This window comes from Jannaschia sp. GRR-S6-38 (assembly GCF_029853695.1).
Lineage (GTDB): Bacteria > Pseudomonadota > Alphaproteobacteria > Rhodobacterales > Rhodobacteraceae > Jannaschia > Jannaschia ovalis.
In genome coordinates this window covers 616,280-633,100 of sequence record NZ_CP122537.1, presented here as the reverse complement: position 1 = coordinate 633,100, position 16,821 = coordinate 616,280, and the positions used below count along the sequence as shown (strand labels likewise).

Genomic DNA, 16,821 nt, shown 5'->3' with positions numbered 1-16,821 from the left:
CGCGACGGATTGGCGACGGCGATGCGATCGCCCCGCGGCCGGAGCCCCGGCGGGTCGGCGCTGCGCTATGCGGATCGCGGCCCCCATCAATGCAGGTTGTGCTGCGACCCGGTCGCTTCCTCATCGATCAGGTCGCCGCGGGCGAAGCGATCGAGACGGAAGCGCGCGGCGGGCGCGTGATGGGTGTCGGTGGCGATCAGGTGGGCGAAGCTGAAGCCCGAGCCGGGCACCGCCTTGAAGCCGCCATAGCACCAGCCCGCATCGAGATAGAGACCATCGACCGGCGTGCGGTCGATGATCGGCGAGCCGTCGGGCGTCATGTCCATGATCCCGCCCCAGGAGCGCAGCATCTTCGCCTGTCCGATCATCGGCATCAGCGCCATGCCGGCCTCCATCACGTGCTCGGCCATGGGCAGGTTCCCGCGCTGCGCGTAGCTGGCGTAGAAGTCGAGGTCGCCGCCGAAGACGAGCCCGCCCTTGTCGGACTGGCTAATGTAGAAATGGCCCATGCCGAAGGTCACCACCGTGTCGATCAGCGGCTTGAGCCCTTCGGTCACGAAGGCCTGCAGGACATGGCTCTCGATCGGCAGGCGCAGCCCGGCCATCGCCGCGACCTGGGACGAGCGCCCGGCGACGACGATGCCCACCTTTTTCGCGCGGATCGCGCCGCGCGTGGTCTGCACGCCGCGCACGCGACCGGCCTCGATATCGATGCCGGTCACCTCGCAATTCTGGATGATGTCGACGCCCCGCATATCCGCCCCGCGGGCATAGCCCCAGGCCACGGCGTCGTGCCGGGCCGTGCCGCCGCGGCCGTGATAGAGCGCGCCCAGCACCGGGAAGCGCGCGTTGTCGTGGTCGAGGAAGGGCAGGCGGACGCGCACCGCGGCGCGGTCCAGAAGGTGCGCGTCGTCGCCCTGGTTGATCATGGTGTTGCCGCGGCGCGCATAGGCGTCGCGCTGGCCGTCGGAATGGAACAGGTTGTAGACGCCGCGCTGCGACATCATCGCGTTGTAATTCAGCTCCTGCTCCATCACCTCCCAGAGCTTGAGGGAGTGGGAGTAGAATTCCGAATTGCCGGGCATCCCGTAATTGGCGCGCACGATGGTGGTGTTGCGGCCCACGTTGCCGCCGCCGATCCAGCCCTTTTCCAGCACGGCGACATTGGTCAGCCCGTGCTCCTTGGCCAGGTAGAAGGCGGTGGCGAGGCCGTGGCCGCCGCCGCCGATGATGACGATGTCGTATTCGGATTTCGGCTCGGGCGAGCGCCAATGCGGCGTCCAGCCCGTGTTGCCGGTCAGCCCTTCCCAGAAAACCCGCGCGGCGCTGAAGCGCATGCCAACCCCCGTCCTGCCGGGTCCACCCTAAGCGGCGCACCGCCCCGTGCAATCGCGTTTCGGCGACACGAGGCGGTTCATCCGCGACGGCGGCTGCGGGCGGCGGGCGGGCGTCCCGCGATCAGTCGTCGGCCTACTGGCCCGGAGGCGGATCGCGGTCGGAGTTCTCGGCGTTGTTGTTGTCGAGGGAGTTGCCCGGCGCGTCCTGATCGCCGTTGCCGAAGCCGTTGTCGCCGTTGCTGGCGCTGACCGGCGTCGGATCGATCCCGCACATGAGCTGGCCTTCCCAGGTCATCGCGATCCCGGACGAGGTGTAGGTCCCCGCCGCGTCCTCGGGCTCGGGGCAGTTGCCCTGGGCGAGGACGATGTTGTCGGGCAGGCCCGTCGGGTCCATCGCAAGCTGCGGCCACCAACGCTGGCGCGTGGCCACGAAGGTGTCGAAGACGCGCTCCTGCACGCCCAGGGTCACGAAGGGCGTGTAGTGGGTGAAGGTCTCGACGGCCACGATGCGCTCGTTGTTGTCCAGCGTCGGGATGCGATGCAGCTTCGACTGGAGGCGGGCATTCGTCAGCGACGGATTGCCCGAGGAGGCGTAGGACCACACGACCTCGACCGTGTCGCCCTTCCGCTGAAGCTCGCTCACCCGCATCCAGGACTCGCCTTCCGAGAAGGTCAGCAGCTCGAAGAGCCGCTCCATCCCCTGAAGCTGCTTAGGCGTGATCGCGCTGTCTTCCTTGCGGGAGAGCAGGTCGCCCACGGTGTAGCTGGCGCGCGAGACCGCGGCCTCGCGGCGGTAGCCGTCGAAATAGGAGAACCCGCCGACATAGAGGAACATCAGGCATGGCATGATGATCGCCGCTTCGACGGACATGGCGCCATCGTCGCGAAGGAACGCCTTCCAGGGGTCGAGACGGGTCGACATGCTGCGGAGGGGGGTGGGCATTTTGAACATCACGCGGGCTCCACGATGAAGGCAGTTGCAGTGACCATGCGGATCGTCCCGTCGATATCGTTGACGAGATCGGCGCCCAACCCAACGCCGGGCATGATCGGATTGACCGAGAAACAGGCGCGCATCAGGATCATCTTGTCCGCGCGCGAGCCGATCCAGTTCGCCGTCTCGTCATCCGCATCGGAGCGGTCGACGCAAGGCGTGTCGGTGGTCGGCAGGTCGTAGGTATCCTGATCGATCTCGGTCAGTTCGATCAGGAGGTTGTTGGCGCAATCGGGAAGGATCCGCGCACGGGCGCAGATCTCGTCGCGCATCTCGATCTGGCTCAGACCGCTGGCGCCGTCGAGCCGGATGTCGCGGGTGGCCATGTCGACGCCGCGCTCCAGCATGACTTGCCGGGTCAGCAGCATCGACGCCTCGAAGGAGGCCATGAAGATCGCCAGGAAGACCGGCAGCAGGATCGTGAACTCGACGGTGATGCCGCCGCTCTCGCGGTCGGGCGCACCCGCCTCGTCGGCCTCGAAGCCGAGCAGCCGGTCGACCAGGTCCATGACCCGGGTCGAGAGGCGGGCCGCATGGAGCGCGGCGCCACCGATATGCGCGTGCGCGACGCCCGTCATTGGACGAGCCTCAGGCGGTTCATCGAGGCCAGGATCCCGTCGAACGCGCTCGCGATATCGAGGCCTTGGACGTCGAAGTAATTGCCTTTGTATTCTTCGCCGGCGCAGTCCTCCATCGCCTTCTTTCCGTCGGCGGGCGCCTGGAAGGCGATCGTGTAGATGATGATGCCCCGCGAGCGCGCCACAGCGCAGGCGTTCTTCAGATTGGTGTCGGCGCTGGTCTGGTTGTGGGTCTGCTCCCAGGCTCTGCGCATCCGGTTGCGGTCGCTGCGCGGCATGTCCCGCATGAGCGCATCTGCCAAGTAGTCGGTCGAGACGTTGGCCCAGAGATCGGCATAGTCGATCCGCACCGCGTCGTCGCCGCCGAAGGGCTCGTAGCTGTAGAAGCCGCTGCCGCCGTAGTTGATGTAATAGGCCTGATACCGCTCCGACCAGATCGAGTAGATGAAGTCGGTCGCGGGCGCCTCGTCCCAGCCGACGATCGGATAGCCGTCGCGCACCCAGTTGCCACGCCCCTGGATCGGCTCGGTCGGCACGACGTCGGTGCCGGCCGCGATCGCCGCGGCGGTGCCTGCCCAGCTCGGGTCGAAGACCAGGACGCCGGAGGGGCCGGACTTGTACTGGTCCTTGATGTCCCACTGGTAGGTGTTCGCGCCGTCGGTCATCACGACCAGCACCTTGCGCGCGCCGGGGGCGCCGAAGGCAGCCGGCTGGCTCTGGAAGTCGTAGGAGACGCTGCCGGCGGTGACGAGGCCGGTCAGTGCGGGCCGCGTCACCGGGTCGAGCAGCAGCATGCCCGTGCGCACGCCCAGATCCATCGCCGTCCAGGCGCCGGCATTCAGGCCGTTGATATGGGTCTGGAGCGTGGTGACGTTGTTTGCCCAGGGCAGGACCGCGCTGGAGGTGTCGCTGGCCGAGCAATGGGGATCGGCCACCAAGCCGGGCGCGTTGCCTTCCCAGGAATTGGTGTCTTTGTCGAAATGCGCCATCCGGCTCAGCACGGTGCCCGCCCCGATGCCGGTCGTGGTGAAATCGGCGTCTTCGAAGACGATGCAGTAGTTGTGCGAATGGGTGGCGTCCATCGGCAGCTGCCCCGCCAGGGCGGCGCCGAGGTTGACGCGGTCATTGTAGGGAACGACCGAGATATTCGTGATCGTTTCGCGATCCTTCAGCAGCTCCGCCACGAATTCATTCGCCGCGGTGCGCATGTTCGAAATCTTCGAGCCGCCCATCGAGCCTGAGATGTCGAGGACCAGCGCCACTTCCAGCGTGGTCATCGCTTCGGTCGCGGAGGTCGAGACCGGGGTGACCATCTGGTCGATCCCGAAGACGTTCATGAAGAGGCTGGGGGTTTCGACATTGGCTTCCAGCGTCACCTGCTTGGAGACGCCGTCGCTCTGCTCGCGCACGTAGATCGCGTCCTCGTCGAGGCCGGCGGCGCGCAGATAGTCGCGCACCACGTCGCGGGCGTTGCGCGGCTGGGTGGCCGAGGCCGCCGCCAGCACGGCGCGGTCCGCGGTGTTCTGCAACGCGGTGCGGTTGACCTCGGAGCGCATCAGGTCGAGCGCGATCCCGCCCGCCACCATCATCAGGATGAAGATGAACAGGCCGAAGATCGTCAGCGCGCCGTCCTCGTCGGAACGGAAGGACCGGAAGGGGACATGGGCCATCAGCTACCTTGCCTTTCACGCTGCCGGCGGGACGGGACCCGCCGGCGAACTGGTTAAGGATGCGACTCACCAGCGAGCCGCGTTGAGCAGATGTGTCCGGCAAGCAGGGTGTTTGACGGGCCGAAAAAAGGAGATTCCATGTCTCTATCGCGCAAGTCGCGACAGTTATTCGGACTTTCGCGGTGTCGTTTCGCGTATGTACCGCTACGCTGTGCGGAGCCATTAACCATCTCGTAACGAAGACGGCGGAACGGAGGCCAAAAATGAAGGCTCAACACGGGGGGTTCAGCGCCTCGGTCAACGCGATGTACGACAAGGCGGTCGCGCTCATGGACCTCAGCCCCGGCCTGGTCGAGAAGATCCGCGTCTGCAACGCGACCTACACGGTGCGCTTCGGCGTGCGCCTGCGCGGCGCGATCCACACCTTCACCGGCTACCGCTCGGTCCATTCCGAGCACATGGAGCCGGTCAAGGGCGGCATCCGCTTCGCCATGGCCGTGGACCAGGACGAGGTCGAGGCGCTGGCGGCGCTGATGACGTACAAATGCGCGCTGGTGGAGACGCCCTTCGGCGGCTCGAAGGGCGGGCTCTGCATCGATCCGCGCGACTGGGAACCCCACGAGATGGAGCAGATCACCCGGCGCTTCGCCTATGAGTTGATCAAGCGCGACCTGATCAACCCGGCCCAGAACGTCCCCGCCCCCGACATGGGCACCGGCGAGCGCGAGATGGCGTGGATCTCGGACCAGTACCAGCGGATGAACACCACCGACATCAACGGCCGCGCCTGCGTCACCGGCAAGCCGCTCAATGCCGGGGGCATCGCCGGCCGGGTCGAGGCCACGGGCCGGGGCGTGCAATACGGGCTGCGCGAGTTCTTCCGCCATCCCGACGACATGGCCGCCGCGGGCCTGACCGGCACGCTGGAGGGCAAGCGCGTGATCGTGCAGGGCCTGGGCAATGTGGGCTACCACGCGGCCAGCTTCCTGCGCGCCGAGGACGGCGCGAAGATCACCGCCGTGATCGAGCGCGACGGCGCGGTCCATGCCGAGGGCGGTCTCGACGTCGAGGCGCTGCGCGAGCATATCGGCCGGACCGGCGGGGTGAAGGACTTCCCCGGCGGGACCTATGAGGCCGACGGCACCCGGCTCCTGGAAGCCGAATGCGACATCCTGATCCCCGCCGCGCTGGAAGGCGTGATCCACGAGGGCAATGCCGACCGGGTGAAGGCGCCGCTGATCATCGAGGCCGCCAACGGCCCGGTGACCGCCGAAGCCGACGAGATCCTGCGCAAGAAGGGCTGCGTCATCATCCCGGACATGTACGCCAATGCCGGCGGCGTGACGGTCAGCTATTTCGAATGGGTCAAGAACCTCAGCCATATCCGCTTCGGCCGGATGCAGCGCCGCGCCGAGGAGGCGCGCCACCAGCTTCTGGTCGACGAGCTGGAGCGGCTGTCGCGGAACCGCGACACGGCCTGGACGCTGTCGGACGATTTCAAGAAGAACTACCTGCGGGGCGCGGGCGAGCTGGAGCTGGTGCGCTCGGGCCTCGACGACACGATGCGGGCGGCCTACGGCGCGATGCGCGAGACCTGGCACGCGCGCGACGACGTGCCCGACATGCGCACGGCGGCCTTCATCGTCGCCATCGGCCGGATCGCCGCCAGCTACCAGGCCAAGGGGCTCTGACCGCCGGGGCGCGGCGCGGGCCGGGGCGCGACACTCCGCGCCCGCCGCCGCGTCACCGGGCCGACTCATCTTGCCGCGGGCGGATGTTCATGTCTTGTTCCGGCCATGAGCTACAAGCGCCCGCATCGCCACGAGGTCGTCGACCGCGCCTTCCCGGTGCGCGTCACGATCGAGGTCGCGCCCGAGCAGAACCATCTCGTCAACCAGGCGCTGGTGCGCACCGTGGGCGCGCAGGGCTATGGCGTCACCCCCGCGAAGATGTGGAGCGGGAAGGTCCGCGCCTATCACCTGCACCTGCGCACGGTGCATGACGCGCTGATGTTTCTCGCCGCCTGTCCGCAGGCCCGGCTGGTCTGGGAGCGCTACGAGGGCAACTGGCGCTGAGCCGTCACTCGGCGGGCTTGGCCGCCGGTTCCTCGGCGCTCGCCTCCGCGGCCTCGTCGTCCTCGCCGAAGCGGGTCAGCAGCGCGTTCTCCAGCCCGCGGGAATGCTCGCGCGCGCGGGCAGTGTATTCGGGGTTCTCGCGGATCGGGACGCCCGGCTTCCACAGCTTGGCGAGGTCCAGGAGCGTCTCGCGGTCGTGGCGGTAGAAGGCCTCGCGCGCCCGGTGGGCGTCGGTCTCGGACCAGCCCAGCTTCTCCAGCGCGTAGCGCCCGGCGCGCAGGCTGCTGTCGAACATCTCGCGGACGATGTCGCGCGCGCCCGCGCGATAGAGCTCGTAGACATGGACCCGGTCATAGGCGCGGGCGACGATCTCGATATCGGGGTTCATCGCCTTGGCCATGCGGGTCAGCTTGACCGCGTCCGCCCGGTTGTCGAGCGCGACGACCAGGACCTTGGCCTCGGACAGGCCCGCCGCCTCGAGCAGTTCGGGCCGGGTCGGGTCGCCCATATAGGTCTTGATCCCGAACTCGCGCAGCAGCCGGATCGTCTCGACATCGCGGTCGAGGACCACCGTCTTGATCCCCGCGCCCTGCAGCATCCGGTGCACGACCTGCCCGAAGCGGCCGACACCCGCGATGATGACCTCGGCGCGCTGGTCGATCTCGTCGTCGGGCATCGCCTCGCCCTCGTGGGCATGCAGCGCAAGGCGTTCGTAGAGGACGAAGAGAAGCGGCGTGAGCAGCATCGAAAAGGCGATGGCGAGAAGCAGGATCCCCGAGACCTCGCGCCCGAAGACACCGTCGGCCAGCGCGACGGAGGTCAGCACGAAGCCGAATTCGCCCGCCTGCGCGAGGCTGAGCGTGAAGAGGATCCGGTCGCGCCCCTTGAGCCGCGCGAGCAGCGCCAGCAGGTAGAGGATCACGCCCTTGATCGCCATCAGGCCGATCACCGTGCCGAGCACGAGGAAGGGCGCGCCGAGGAAGGTGGCGAAGTCGATCCCGGCGCCCACCGTGATAAAGAACAGGCCCAGCAGGATGCCCTTGAAGGGCGCGATATCGGCCTCGAGCTCGTGCCGGAACTCCGAATTTGCCAGCACCACGCCCGCGAGGAAGGTGCCCAGCGCGGGCGACAGTCCCACCATCATCATCAGAACCGCCACGCCGATCACGAAGAGCAGCGAGACGATGGTGTTCATCTCGGACAGGCCGGCGCGGCCGGCGAAGTTGAAGACCGGGCGCGTCAGGAACATGCCGCCCAGGATCACGACCGCGACGGCGGCCACGGTCAGCGCGGTCAGGCCCCAGCCGGGCAGGGTTTCGACCCAGTGGCTGACCTCGGCCTGCATGGTCGCGCCGCCGCCGTCGCCCAGCGGCTCCTCGCCGTGGTCGCCGGAGCCGACGCGCCCCGAGCCGAGAAGCGGCATCAGCGCCAGCATCGGGATCACCACGATGTCCTGCGCCAGCAGCACCGAGAAGGCCGAGCGCCCGCCGCGGGTGGGCGTCAGCTCCTTCTCGTCGAGGGTCTGCATGACGATGGCGGTCGAGGAGAGTGCGAAGATCATGCCGATGGCCAGCGCGATCTGCCAGGTGAGGCCGAGAAGGATCGCGATGCCCGTGACCGCGCCCATTGTCAGCAGGATCTGTCCCATCCCCAGCCCCAGCAGGCGCATCCGCATGTCCCAGAGCGCGCGGGGATCGAGTTCGAGGCCGATCACGAAAAGCAGCATGACGACGCCGAATTCGGCGAAGTGCTGCAGGCTCTCGGCCTCCGATCCGACAAGGCCGGTGACCGGGCCGATCAGGATGCCCGCGACGAGGTAGCCCAGCACCGAGCCGAAGCCGAAGCGGACCGCCAGCGGAACGCAGAGCGTGGCCGCCGCGAGATAGATCGCCGCCTGGAAGAGGAAGGACTCCATGGCGCCACGCTAGGCCCGCGCGGGGGCGGGCGCAATCGGGGCTCTAGACGGGCAGGGGGCCGTCGCGCTTGGGCTGATCCATGACGATCTGACTCTGGACCCGGGCCACGGCCTCGTGCGGCAGCAGCACGCGGTGGATCAGGTCGTTCAGGCTGGCGAGGTCGCGGCACCAGACGCGCAGCAGGTAGTCGGCCTCGCCGGTCAGGGTCCAGACCGAGGCGACGCGGGGCTCGGCCTCCAGCAGGCGCAGGAAGGCGCGGGCGCGCTCGGGCGTCTGGCTGGCCATCTGGACCTGGACGAAGGCCTGGACGTCGAGGCCCAGCGCCGCCGGATCGAGCCGGGCCTGGGTGGCGCGGATCGCGCCCGCCGCCTCGAGCCGGGCGCGGCGGCGGCCGGCCTGGCTGGCCGAGAGGTTCAGCGCCCGGCCCAGCGCTTCGGCGGTCAGCGTGGCGTCCTTCTGGATCAGGCGAAGGAGGTGGCGGTCGGTGGCGTCCATGGGTTCCTGCGGGTTTTGCGCATGTTCATCCTATCATCTGCGCGAAACGAGCGAAATGCTTCGCGCGCGCGCCGCAGGTCGCGCGAACCTGGCGGGGCGAGCGGCGTATTGGGGGCGTGAGCATTCCCGCACGCAAGAGGAGACCGCCATGGGCCCCTTCCCGCATGACGCCCCGTATTCCGAGATCAGCGACCGCAACCCCGCCGGCACCGACGGGTTCGAGTTCGTCGAATTCGCCCATGAGGACCCGCAGGCGCTGCGCGACATCTTCACCGCGCAGGGCTACACCCATGTCGCGACGCACAAGACCAAGGCCGTCGAGGTCTGGCAGCAGGGCGACATCACCTATCTGGTCAATGCCGAGCCGGGCAGCCACGCGATGGGCTTCGTGGCCGAGCACGGGCCCTGCGCGCCCTCGATGGGCTGGCGCGTGGCGGATGCGGACCATGCCTTCGCCCATGCCGTGTCGAAGGGCGCCGAGCCCTATGACGGGCCGGGCCGAGTGATGGACGTGCCGGCGATCCGCGGGATCGGCGGCAGCCTGATCTATTTCATCGAGAATTACCGCGACGCCTCGCCCTACAATGCCGAGTTCGACTGGGTGGCGAAGGCGAACCCGGAGGGCGTGGGCTTCCACTATCTCGACCACCTCACGCATAACGTCCACAAGGGCAATATGGACGTGTGGTTCCGGTTCTACGGCGATCTGTTCAACTTCCGCGAGATCCGCTTCTTCGACATCCAGGGCAAGCATTCGGGCCTGCTCAGCCGGGCGCTGACCTCGCCCTGCGGGCGCATCCGGATCCCGATCAACGAGGACCGGGGCGAGACCGGGCAGATCGTGGAATATCTCAAGCGCTACAAGGGCGAGGGCATCCAGCATATCGCGGTGGGCGCGAAGGATATCTACGACGCGGTGGACGCCATCGCCGCCAATGGCGTGACCTTCATGCCGAAGCCGCCGCACAGCTATTACGAGCTGAGCCGCGAGCGGGTGGCGGGCCACACGGAGCCGCTGGACCGGATGGAGGCGCATGGCATCCTGATCGACGGCGAAGGCGTTGTGGGCGGCGGCGAGACGCGGATCCTGCTGCAGATCTTCTCGAAGACCTGCATCGGGCCGATCTTCTTCGAATTCATCCAGCGCAAGGGCGACGAGGGCTTCGGCGAGGGCAACTTCAAGGCGCTGTTCGAGGCGATCGAGCAGGACCAGATCGACCGCGGCGTGCTGAAGGCGGGCTGAGTCCCGGCCCAGCACCCCCGACGTCTCTCCGGCCAGCGAAACGGCGGGCGTTAAGGATTGCGGGCTCTGCGCGCCGAACGCGCCCAGGGCGCGGGGCGGCGGCGGGCGGATCGTGGGTGATCCACGGGTGATCCGCGGGGGATGCCTGTCGGACGGCGGTTTTCTTCACCTCCCGGCAAGGGAGGTGAACGGGGGCGCGGCCCCTCGACAGGCCCCCGCCGCCGGGCGAGGATGCCCGGGGGGAGGGGCCGGCCATGAAGCGATCCGAGGTCAATTCGATCATCCGCTGGGCGGACGAGTTCATGCGCGCGCATGGCGTGCACCTGCCGCCCTTCGCCTATTGGTCGCCCGAAGAGCTGGGCGACCGGCGCGCCGCGGCTGCGGGCGTGATCGAGGGGCGGCTGGGCTGGGACATCACCGATTACGGGCTGGGGCGTTGGGCCGAGCAGGGCCTGTTCCTCTTCACCGCGCGCAACGGCCGGCAGGCCGATCTGAAGCGCGGCGGCGGCATGTGCTACGCCGAGAAGATCATGATCTCGCGCGAGGGCCAGCTGAGCCCGATGCACCGCCACTGGCTGAAGGCCGAGGACATCATCAACCGTGGGGGCGCGACGCTGGCGATCGAGCTGAACGGCTCGGCCCCCGATGGCAGCTTCGACGCGGACGCGGGCGGGACGGTGTTCTGCGACGGGCTGCGCCGCGATTTCGCGCCGGGCGAGGTGCTGCGGCTGGCGCCGGGCGAGAGCGTGACGCTGATGCCGGGCGACTGGCACGCCTTCTGGGGCGAGGGCGGCGACGTGCTGATCGGCGAGGTGTCGACCGTCAACGACGACGCGACCGACAACTGGTTCCGCGAGCCCATCGGCCGCTTCGCGGAGATCGAGGAGGACGAGCCGCCGCTGCACCTGTTGGTGAGCGATTACGACCGGCTGATCTGAGCCGCGTCGGGGCAAAAGAAATCCGCTGCGCGCGGAACCATCGGAAGGGCCGTCCCGTTGGACAGATGAACCACCGAACGGAGACCGCGATGCCCCCCTCTCCCGCGTGGCCTGCACCCCGAGACTGAGGTCAGGTCCGCCCGCCGGCACCGCGCTGCGCACACCGCGCCGGACGTCGAGAGGACCCCCATCGTGATCGAACGCCGTTCGGGCGTTCGCAGTGATCGGCCGCCGCCCCCCGCGCCCTGCGCGGGTGCGCGCGGCCCGATGGCTCCGGATGCTTCCCGGTGGTTGTGCGGTGCGGGGAGTATCCGTTTGAGCGGCGCCCCGGTCTGTCTTCAGGCCGGGGCGTTTGTTCGTTTGGGGCGGGCGAGTCGCCTCAGTCGATCTTGGGCATCAGCGCATCGAGCGAGGCCTTGGCGTCGCCGTAGAACATGCGCGTGTTGTCCTTGAAGAAGAGCGGGTTCTCGATGCCGGAATAGCCGGTGCCCTGGCCGCGCTTGGAGACAAAGACCTGCTTGGACCGCCAGACTTCGAGCACCGGCATCCCGGCGATGGGCGAATTCGGATCGTCCTGCGCGGCCGGGTTCACGATGTCGTTCGAGCCGATGACGATGGCCACGTCGGTGTCGGGGAAGTCCTCGTTGATCTCGTCCATTTCCAGCACGATGTCGTAGGGCACCTTCGCCTCGGCCAGAAGAACGTTCATGTGGCCGGGCAGGCGGCCCGCGACGGGGTGGATGGCGAAGCGCACGACCTTGCCCTTGGCGCGCAGCTTGCGCGTGAGCTCGGCCACGGCGGTCTGCGCCTGGGCCACGGCCATGCCGTAGCCGGGGACGATGATGACGCTGTCGGCCTCGTTCAGGGCGTTGGCCACGCCGTCGGCATCGATCGCCACCTGCTCGCCCTCGACCGCCATCTGCGCGCCCGCCGGGCCGCCGAAGCCGCCCAGGATGACCGAGACGAAGCTGCGGTTCATCGCCTTGCACATGATGTAGGAGAGGATCGCGCCCGAGGAGCCGACCAGCGCGCCCACGACGATCAGGAGATCGTTGCCGAGGCTGAAGCCGATCGCGGCGGCCGCCCAGCCGGAATAGCTGTTGAGCATCGAGACGACGACCGGCATGTCCGCGCCGCCGATGCCCATGATCAGGTGATAGCCGATGAAGAGCGCGGCGAGCGTCATCAGCAGGAGCGGGATGGCCCCGCCCGAGGAGACGTACCAGAACAGGCACAGCACCGAGATCGCCGCGGCGGCGGCGTTCAGCATATGCCCGCCCGGCAGCTTGGCGGCGGCGGTGTTCACGCGGCCGGCGAGCTTGCCATAGGCGATGACCGAGCCGGTGAAGGTGACCGCGCCGATGAAGACGCCGAGGAAGAGCTCGATCTGCAGGATCGTGATCTCGACCGGGATCTTCTTGGCGACCACGGCGCCGAAGCCGCGGAACTGCTCGGCGACCACGGCGGAGGCGGCGACCTGTTCGGGCGCGGCGTCATAGGGGCGCGGGAAGGGCAGGCCGGCCTCGGTGAAGGCGGCGGCGACGCGGCCGATCTCGATATGGGCGTTGAGGCCCACGAAGACCGCGGCGAGGCCCACGAGGCTGTGCATCGCGGCCACGAGTTCGGGCATCTGGGTCATCTGGACCCGGGTGGCCAGCACGTAGCCGATGGCGCCGCCCAGCCCGATCAGGATGATCGAGACCGGCCAGAGCCCGGCGCCCGGCCCGAAGAGCGTGGCCAGCACGGCGAGTGCCATGCCGACGATGCCGTACCAGACGGCGCGCTTGGCCGACTCCTGGCCCGAGAGCCCGCCCAGCGACAGGATGAAGAGGACGCCCGCGACCACGTAGGCCGCATTGGTGAAACCGATTTCCATTGAAGGTGCCCCCTTACGACTTCTGGAACATGGCGAGCATGCGCCGTGTCACGAGGAAGCCGCCGAAAATGTTGATCCCAGCCATGAAGACCGAGAGCGCGGCGAGGAAGATGACGAGGAAGCTGCCCGATCCGATCTGCAGCAGCGCGCCGAGGATGATGATCGAAGAGATCGCGTTGGTCACCGCCATCAGCGGCGTGTGCAGGCTGTGCGCGACGCCCCAGATCACCTGGAAGCCCACGAAGCAGGCCAGGGTGAAGACGATGAAATGCTGCATGAAGCTGGCCGGCGTGAAGAGGCCGGCGAGCAGCAGGAGAATGCCGCCGGTGGCGATCAGCCCGACCTGGAACTTGGTCTCGGACTGGAAGGCCGCGACCTCTTGGGCGCGCTTTTCCTCGGCCGTCAGCTCCTTGGGCTTTTCCTTCTTCTGGACGGCGATGGCCGCCACCTTCGGGGGCGGGGGCGGCCAGGTGATCTCGCCGGCATGGGCGATGGTCGCGCCGCGGATCACGTCGTCCTCCATGTCGTGGACGATCTGGCCGTCCTTGCCGGGGGTCAGGTCGGCGATCATGTGGCGGATGTTGTTGCCGTAGAGGACCGAGGATTGCGTGGCCATGCGGCTGGCGAAATCGGTGTAGCCGACGATGGTCACGCCGTTTTCGGTGACGATCTTGGCGTCCTTCTCGGTCAGCTCGCAATTGCCGCCGCGCTCGGCGGCGAGGTCGATGATCACCGAGCCGGGCTTCATCGCCTCGACCATGTCCTTGGTCCAGAGCACCGGGGCGGGCCGGTTGGGGATCAGCGCGGTGGTGATGACGATGTCGATCTCGGGCGCCATCTCGCGGAACTTGGCGAGCTGCTTTTCCTGGAATTCGGGGGAGGAGGGGGGCGCGTAGCCGCCCGTCTCGGCGCCGTCGGGCAGCTCGTCGTCGGAGAATTCGAGGAACACGAACTGCGCGCCCATCGACTCGATCTGTTCGGCCACCTCGGGGCGGACGTCGAAGGCGTAGGTGATCGCGCCCAGCGAGGTCGAGGTGCCGATGGCGGCGAGGCCCGCGACGCCCGCGCCGACGACCAGCACTTTGGCCGGCGGCACCTTGCCCGCGGCCGTCACCTGGCCGGTGAAGAAGCGGCCGAAATTGTTGCCCGCCTCGATCACGGCGCGGTAGCCGGCGATATTGGCCATGGAAGACAGTGCGTCCATCTTCTGCGCGCGGCTGATGCGGGGGACCATGTCCATCGCGATGACCGAAGCGCCCTTGTCCTTGGCCATCTCCATCAGCGCCTCGTTCGAGCCGGGATAGAAGAAGGAAATCAGCGTCTTGCCATGGGTGAGGCGCTTGACCTCGGTCTCGGTCGGGGGGCGGACCTTGACGATCACGTCGGCCAGCTTGAAGAGCTGGGCCGCGGATTTCACCACCTCAACGCCCGCATCGCGATAGGCGGCGTCGGTGAAGCCCGCCTTCTCGCCCGCACCCGCCTCGATGGCGACCTCGTGGCCCAGCTTCTGCAAATGGCCGGCGCTTTCGGGGGTGATGGCGACGCGGGCTTCGTCGTCCTGGACCTCTTTCGGTGCGCCGATCTTCATTGCATTGTCTCCCCGGGACGGTGGCATGAGGCTGCTCCTTACCTGCGGCGTTTCGGTTGCTCAAGACAACCCGGGCCGTTGCGACACTTTATTGCGCGAAGGAGAATTCCCTTGGGGAACGAATTGGACGGCCGCCACGCGCTGGTCACGGGCGGCGGGACCGGGATCGGCCGCGCCATCGCGGAGGCCCTGCGCGACGCGGGCGCGGCGGTCACGATCACCGGGCGCCGGATCGAGGCGCTGCGCGCCGTCCCGGGCGTCACGCCGATCGCGATGGACGTGGCCGAGGAGGCCTCGGTCGTGGCGGGCGTGGCCGAGGCGCGGCGCGCGAACGGGCCGGTCCATATCTGCGTCGCCAATGCGGGCATCGCCGAGGGCCGCAACCTGGCCGAGACCGACGCCGAATTCTGGCGGCAGATGATGGCGATCAATCTCGACGGCTGCTTCCATAGCTTCCGCGCGACCATCCCCGACATGCTGGAGGAAGGCTGGGGCCGGGTCATCGCGATCAGCTCGATCGCCGGGCTGAAGGGGCTGCGCGGGGCGGCCTGCTACACGGCGTCGAAACATGGGATGATCGGGCTGGTGCGCGGGCTGGCCGCGGATTTCGTGAAGAAGCCGCTGACGATCAACGCGATCTGCCCGGCCTATGTGGATACCGACATCGTCTCGACCAACCTGGAGCGGCTGCGCGGCCGGGGGCTGAGCGAAGAGGCGGCCCAGGCCGCGATCCTGGATGCGAACCCGCATGGCCGCCTGATCGGCGCCGACGAGGTGGCGGCGATGGCGCTCTATCTGTGTTCCGACGCGGCGCGCAGCGTGAACGGCCAGGCGCTGCAGATCTCAGGCGGGGAATTCTAATGGCAGCCACGATGGACTGGGCCGCCACGCGCCGCCGCTTCCACCTGCCCGACGGGGTGATCTATCTCGACGGCAATTCGCTGGGTCCGCTGCCGGTCGCCGCCGCCGAGCGGGTGCGCCGCACGGTGCAGGACGAATGGGGCGAGATGCTGATCCGTGGCTGGAACGAGGCCGGCTGGATGGACTGGCCCGCGCGGCTGGGCGACCGGATCGGGCGGCTGATCGGCGCGGCCCCGGGATCGGTGGTCGTGGGCGACACGCTGTCGATCAAGGTCTACCAGGCGCTGGCCTCGGCGCTGGAGATGCGGCCCGACCGGCGCGTGATCCTGTCGGACAGCGGCAATTTTCCGACCGATCTCTATATGGCGGAGGGGCTGATCGCCTCGCTGGGGCGGGGCCACGAATTGCGCGTGGTCGCGCCCGGCGATGTGGCCGAGGCGATCGACGCGGACGTGGCCGTCCTGATGCTGACGACGGTCGATTACCGCACCGGGCGGATGCACGACATGGCCGCGCTGAGCGAGGCCGCGCGCGCCGCGGGGGCGGTGACGATCTGGGATCTGGCGCATTCGGCGGGGGCGCATGAGGTGGATCTCGCGGGCGTGGGCGCGGATTTCGCGGTGGGCTGCACCTACAAGTATTTCAACGCGGGCCCCGGCGCGCCCGCCTTCATCTATGTCCGCCCCGACCTGCAGGAGGAGGTGCGCCCCGCGCTGGCGGGCTGGCTGGGCCACGAGGCGCCCTTCGCTTTCGACCCGTCCTATCGGCCCGGGCGGGGGATCGAGCGGATGCGCGTCGGCACGCCGCCGGTGCTGCAACTGGCCGCGCTGGAGGCGGCGCTGGATGTCTGGGACGACGTGGACATGGCCGCGCTGCGCGCCCGGTCGCTGGAGCTCTCCGAGCGCTTCGCCGCGGGCGTCGCCGCGCGCTGTCCCGAGCTGGTCCCGGCGCTGCCGCCCGAGGTGGCGCGGGGCAGCCAGGTCAGCTTCCGCCATCCGGAGGGCTACGCGATCATGCAGGCGCTGATCGCCGATGGCGTGATCGGCGACTTCCGCGCGCCCGACATCCTGCGCTTCGGCTTCACCCCGCTCTACCTGTCGGAGGCGGATGTGGATGCCGCGCTGGACCGGCTGGAGCGCATCGTGACCGGCGCGACCTGGGACCGGCCCGAGTTCCGGGCGCGGAAGGCCGTGACGTGAATGTCGCCATGCGCTCGCATACCGCGAAATCCCGTTGCGCCATGCCCGCGC

General features: G+C 68.5%; 14 protein-coding genes. 6 read left to right on the top strand and 8 right to left on the bottom strand.

Annotation, left to right across the window (positions count from 1 at the left end; all coding sequences use genetic code 11):
- Positions 1-86: 86 nt before the first annotated feature.
- The 4 genes from P8627_RS03215 to P8627_RS03200 form a co-directional block, all read right to left on the bottom strand.
- Positions 87-1,337 carry a sarcosine oxidase subunit beta family protein gene (locus P8627_RS03215; protein WP_279966102.1) on the bottom strand — a complete coding sequence of 417 codons (1,251 nt, stop codon included), beginning with the start codon at positions 1,335-1,337 and terminating at the stop codon, positions 87-89.
- A gap of 133 nt (positions 1,338-1,470) precedes the next feature.
- Complete coding sequence (locus P8627_RS03210; protein ID WP_279966101.1) at positions 1,471-2,280, bottom strand: TadE/TadG family type IV pilus assembly protein; 810 nt, start codon at positions 2,278-2,280, stop codon at positions 1,471-1,473.
- Positions 2,281-2,288: 8 nt separating this feature from the next.
- A complete protein-coding gene (locus P8627_RS03205) occupies positions 2,289-2,909 on the bottom strand; it encodes a TadE/TadG family type IV pilus assembly protein (RefSeq protein ID WP_279966099.1) in 621 nt (206 codons plus the stop codon).
- The gene (locus P8627_RS03200; RefSeq protein ID WP_279966097.1) at positions 2,906-4,579 is read right to left on the bottom strand and encodes a VWA domain-containing protein; all 1,674 of its coding nucleotides are present in this window, start codon (positions 4,577-4,579) and stop codon (positions 2,906-2,908) included. Before P8627_RS03200 ends, P8627_RS03205 begins: the two co-directional genes overlap by 4 nt.
- A 263-nt stretch (positions 4,580-4,842) precedes the next feature.
- On the opposite strand from P8627_RS03200, the gene P8627_RS03195 reads away from it, so the two are divergent.
- Complete coding sequence (locus tag P8627_RS03195; protein WP_279966095.1) at positions 4,843-6,270, top strand: Glu/Leu/Phe/Val family dehydrogenase; 1,428 nt, start codon at positions 4,843-4,845, stop codon at positions 6,268-6,270.
- A 105-nt stretch (positions 6,271-6,375) separates the two neighbouring features.
- On the top strand, positions 6,376-6,654 hold the full coding sequence (locus tag P8627_RS03190; protein WP_279966093.1) for a hypothetical protein: 279 nt from the start codon (positions 6,376-6,378) through the stop codon (positions 6,652-6,654).
- 4 nt (positions 6,655-6,658) lie between these two features.
- Here the strand turns inward: P8627_RS03190 and P8627_RS03185 are convergent, their stop codons facing one another.
- Positions 6,659-8,569, bottom strand: coding sequence for a cation:proton antiporter domain-containing protein (locus P8627_RS03185; protein WP_279966091.1), 1,911 nt, complete (start codon positions 8,567-8,569; stop codon positions 6,659-6,661).
- 43 nt (positions 8,570-8,612) lie between these two features.
- Positions 8,613-9,065: an Lrp/AsnC family transcriptional regulator gene (locus tag P8627_RS03180; RefSeq protein WP_279966090.1), complete on the bottom strand. Its 453-nt coding sequence runs from the start codon at positions 9,063-9,065 to the stop codon at positions 8,613-8,615.
- 148 nt (positions 9,066-9,213) lie between these two features.
- Here P8627_RS03180 and hppD point away from each other — a divergent pair, with 148 nt between their 5' ends.
- Together hppD and P8627_RS03170 are read left to right on the top strand one after the other, a co-directional pair.
- Complete coding sequence (gene hppD, locus P8627_RS03175) at positions 9,214-10,308, top strand: 4-hydroxyphenylpyruvate dioxygenase (protein ID WP_279966088.1); 1,095 nt, start codon at positions 9,214-9,216, stop codon at positions 10,306-10,308.
- A 254-nt stretch (positions 10,309-10,562) separates the two neighbouring features.
- Positions 10,563-11,246, top strand: coding sequence for a D-lyxose/D-mannose family sugar isomerase (locus P8627_RS03170; protein WP_279966086.1), 684 nt, complete (start codon positions 10,563-10,565; stop codon positions 11,244-11,246).
- 379 nt (positions 11,247-11,625) lie between these two features.
- Here the strand turns inward: P8627_RS03170 and P8627_RS03165 are convergent, their stop codons facing one another.
- Positions 11,626-13,122: an NAD(P)(+) transhydrogenase (Re/Si-specific) subunit beta gene (locus P8627_RS03165; protein ID WP_279966084.1), complete on the bottom strand. Its 1,497-nt coding sequence runs from the start codon at positions 13,120-13,122 to the stop codon at positions 11,626-11,628.
- 13 nt (positions 13,123-13,135) lie between these two features.
- Complete coding sequence (locus tag P8627_RS03160) at positions 13,136-14,710, bottom strand: Re/Si-specific NAD(P)(+) transhydrogenase subunit alpha (RefSeq protein ID WP_279966082.1); 1,575 nt, start codon at positions 14,708-14,710, stop codon at positions 13,136-13,138.
- Positions 14,711-14,821: 111 nt separating this feature from the next.
- Between P8627_RS03160 and P8627_RS03155 the strand changes: the two genes are divergently transcribed.
- On the top strand, positions 14,822-15,571 hold the full coding sequence (locus P8627_RS03155; protein ID WP_279966080.1) for an SDR family NAD(P)-dependent oxidoreductase: 750 nt from the start codon (positions 14,822-14,824) through the stop codon (positions 15,569-15,571).
- Positions 15,571-16,770 (top strand): kynureninase, encoded by a 1,200-nt coding sequence (gene kynU / locus P8627_RS03150; RefSeq protein WP_279966079.1) that lies wholly within the window; start codon positions 15,571-15,573, stop codon positions 16,768-16,770. Before P8627_RS03155 ends, kynU begins: the two co-directional genes overlap by 1 nt.
- The last annotated feature ends 51 nt before the right edge of the window (positions 16,771-16,821 follow it).